The sequence below is a fragment of the Acinetobacter sp. 228 genome, from assembly GCF_048147885.1.
Genome location: NZ_JAYWYV010000290.1, coordinates 1 through 1,334 on the forward strand (window position 1 = coordinate 1; position 1,334 = coordinate 1,334).

The following is a 1,334-nucleotide window of genomic DNA, read 5'->3' on the forward strand; positions in this document are numbered from 1 at the left end:
TGCAAAATCTTTTAAACCAAATACTGGCGCCAACCGTAACGGAGAAGGTTTTGATCCTGAAGAAGGTACAGCTTACGAGTTAGGTTTTAAATGGCAAGCACTTGATAATATGTTATCGATTGATTCCGCTATTTTTTATGCTAATAAAGAAAACGTTTTAACAGATGATCCTTTATATCCAAATCAAAATAAAAAAGTCGCTGCTGGTGAAGTTCGTAGCCGTGGCATTGAGTTAAATATTGCTGGTCAAATTACACCAGCCTGGAAAATTATTGGTGGATATGCTTATACAGATGCGGAAGTAACTAAAGACAATACTTTGCAAAAAGGAACAGCTCTAGCCAATATTCCAAAGAATAGTTTTAATCTTTTAAATATCTATGAATTTCAGGATGGTCCTTTACAAGGCTTAGGTCTAGGCATCAATCAAAAATATATTGATAAACGTGCAGGTCAGACAGCCAATAACACCTATAACATGAAAGGTTATGCAGTTACAGATTTGGTTTCTTATTATCAGGCAACACCAAAACTTCGTCTTAACTTAGATGTGAAGAATATTTTTGATAAAGTTTATGATGAAAGTGCTTTTCGTTCCTATGCTTATCCGGGTGAATCACGTACCGTTCAATTAGGTATGAGCTATACGTTCTAAATTGAGCATAAAGGTACTATTTCATCCTTAGAAATAGTACCTTTACTTTAAGAAATTTTTACGCTGACTTACGTGAATTCACGCGTCCTTGAACAACAGCCTTAATATTACCCTTGGCATAATTTAAAAACACGAGTAAAGGTGACAGTTTAGGATTTGGCTTTTTACCCTGCCCAATGGCTTTAAATTGTGCCGCGTACCAAATAATTTCCATAATTGCCATTTTATCGACAAAAGGTAAACCTGTTTTAATTGGTTTTACGGCGTAGCGAACGTCTTGGCCTGCGATTAAACGGTCAGTTAAATCTGTTTCAACAGCAAGTGGACGAGCAATACCAATAAAGTCGCATGCCCCACTTGCTAGAGCAGCATTCATGCCTTCTACTGTACGGAAGCCACCTGTCACCATAAGTTTACATTTTACATGCTGACGGATTTTTTCAGCAAAATCTAGAAAGTATGCTTCACGTGCAATAGTACTTGCCTTACGTTTATCAGCTTTGGCACCAGCCATTGCAGGTGCTTCGTAAGTTCCACCTGAAATTTCAATTAAGTCGATCCCTGCTTCATCAACGGCTTTAAATACCGAAATCACATCTTGTTCGCTAATACCACCACGCTGGAAGTCGGCAGAGTTAAGCTTCACTGAAATAATAAAATTCTCTGAAGTTGCTTCACG

General features: G+C 37.7%; 1 protein-coding gene and 1 pseudogene. One reads left to right on the forward strand and one right to left on the reverse strand.

Features of this window, described 5'->3' with window-relative positions; all coding sequences use genetic code 11:
* Positions 1-655 (forward strand): TonB-dependent siderophore receptor (locus tag VXQ92_RS18305; RefSeq protein WP_416682764.1); only part of this gene is annotated, 655 nt, incomplete at its 5' end.
* 58 nt (positions 656-713) lie between these two features.
* Here the strand turns inward: VXQ92_RS18305 and VXQ92_RS18310 are convergent.
* Positions 714-1,334, reverse strand: a pseudogene (locus VXQ92_RS18310) (NADH oxidase); the annotation flags it as partial.